Source organism: Variovorax humicola (assembly GCF_037889915.1).
Lineage (GTDB): Bacteria > Pseudomonadota > Gammaproteobacteria > Burkholderiales > Burkholderiaceae_C > Variovorax > Variovorax humicola.
Window position 1 is genome coordinate 1 of sequence record NZ_JBBKZV010000096.1, and the last position, 1,789, is coordinate 1,789.

Below are 1,789 nucleotides of genomic sequence, written 5' to 3' on the forward strand. Positions count from 1 at the left end.
GCGTCATCGACGGCCAACTGCGCGATGACTTTGCCCGCTGGTATCCAGGATTTCCTTCGAATGACCCAACGCTGTCATTGACGGCTTGACCCCACCAAATCGAACGCTCTCATCTGAAGTGCGGGAAGAGGCTTGCGAAGTGTTCCTCGAGACGGCCATCGAGGAGCTCAACCCGTGTTTGCAAGAGGCAGTGCGCCCCTCTCATCGACCAACGCCGCTGCTGACGCTTCGACATGCGGCGATTGACCACGTGATTCATCACGGGCTCGGCCGACGCCGATGAGATTCGTCGCCCTTTCATCCGTTCTCGCTGGTAGTCCACGAGGTCCTTCCCGTTGTTTTCAAGGAAGGCGAGCAGCGCCTTGGCAGCGCCGTGAGCGGTCTCGGCGCACTGCCTGTGCCTGTAGAAAGGTTCAAGCTTCTCAAACTCCTCTTGCAGGGAAGCCACCAGCGTTCGCGTCATTTCAATGGCGGCTTAGCCCTTTCCTCTCCACAGCGCATTGCGGATCTTTTTCCAGAGCTGCTCACAGCGTGTGATCAGCGGTGGGCGATTGCCAGCGAAGTACCACGCGCGTAGATTGGGTCCTTCACGGCATGCAGCTTCATTCCGAGATGGAACCAGTCGAGGATTTTTGGCGCGATGCGCGGCACGACCGAGGTCACCAGTGAGCGCATGCCCCTGGCTTGGTCGGTGACGACATCGACGAGTGTGGCAGGTGTCCAGCCGCTTTGCTCGAGCGCCGCAGCGATCAGCACCGCTGTGAGAGTTCGCCGCGGAAGCGCACAGACGAAACGCCGGCCCATGAAACCGTCGCGCTCAACCCGTCCCGCGATGACCTCGAAGTTGGCTGCATCCTGATAGGGCGAGGCGCTCAGAATCGTTCCGTCGATGGCGATTCGAAGATGCTTGGCACCGCCTGACCTTCGAGCGCCGGCATGCCAGCCAACGGCGAACTGCGCATCTTCAATTCGCTCTCCGCAGGCGATGGTCTCCTTGCGCACCGAAGCGTGACTGAGCTTGGATAGGCCGGCAACATCTGCAACGGCGTGCGCGGCGTTTCGCTATGAACTGGAAGCGCCGTGTTTTGCGCACAGGTAGCTCAGCTCCGGCGTCCTGCGCGCGGGCAGCAATCGCTCGATGGGGCATTCTGAAAACCGCAGGTCGATGGGCTCGCCATCGTCATCCAGTGGCTCGGGTGTGCACAGGCAGGAAACGACGCGCGGAACCCGGACATGGATTTCCCCGAGACCTGTTGCGAAGATCCGCGGCCGCCAGTCCTTGATGCGACGGTAGGAGCCGCAGTGGCGACAGTAACGCAATGAATGTCGTAGGCGACGACCTGATCTTGCGCGACAACACCTTGCAAGGCCGCGAGCAATTGCCGGCCCTCGCGGATCGACAGCCCAAAGTCGCCTGCCGTCGCCGTCGATATCGGACGTTGGAGCGTAGCCAGTGGCACTCGATCAGAACTACCCTGTCGTTGAACATACACGATCCACTGCAGGTCCATGAGGCCCTCCGCCGAGCAAGACAGGGGCACAGGTTAACGGCGAGGTCCAGGGCACTCCCCCGCAATTCATACGCTCCCGAAGATGGCCGCCTCGCGAGCAACTCGAAGCAAGGCCGCAGGACTCGCAGCCTCCCACACTTTTGCACACTCTCCTTGCGTTTCCGTACCCCTTACTTTAAAGTAAGGCGTAAGGAGCCGCCACGAAATGACTTCCGCCACCATCACAAGCAAGGGCCAGATCACCATTCCCGCCGACGTGCGCAAGGCACTCCTGGTGG

At 60.9% G+C, this 1,789-nt stretch carries 2 protein-coding genes and 1 pseudogene; 1 reads left to right on the forward strand and 2 read right to left on the reverse strand.

The window, feature by feature from the left end:
* Positions 1-109 precede the first annotated feature (109 nt).
* Together WKW80_RS37150 and WKW80_RS37155 are read right to left on the reverse strand one after the other, a co-directional pair.
* Positions 110-463, reverse strand: coding sequence for a hypothetical protein (locus tag WKW80_RS37150; RefSeq protein ID WP_340368553.1), 354 nt, complete (start codon positions 461-463; stop codon positions 110-112).
* Positions 464-537: 74 nt separating this feature from the next.
* A complete protein-coding gene (locus WKW80_RS37155; protein ID WP_340368554.1) occupies positions 538-1,002 on the reverse strand; it encodes a hypothetical protein in 465 nt (154 codons plus the stop codon).
* Between the two features lie 714 nt (positions 1,003-1,716).
* On the opposite strand from WKW80_RS37155, the pseudogene WKW80_RS37160 reads away from it, so the two are divergent.
* Positions 1,717-1,789 (forward strand): annotated as a pseudogene (locus WKW80_RS37160) (AbrB/MazE/SpoVT family DNA-binding domain-containing protein); the annotation flags it as partial.

What these genes read in the sequence shown, in the direction of transcription:
- WKW80_RS37150 (WP_340368553.1), bottom strand. Translation starts at nt 463, where the DNA reads ATGACGCGAACGCTGGTGGCTTCCCTGCAAGAGGAGTTTGAGAAGCTT.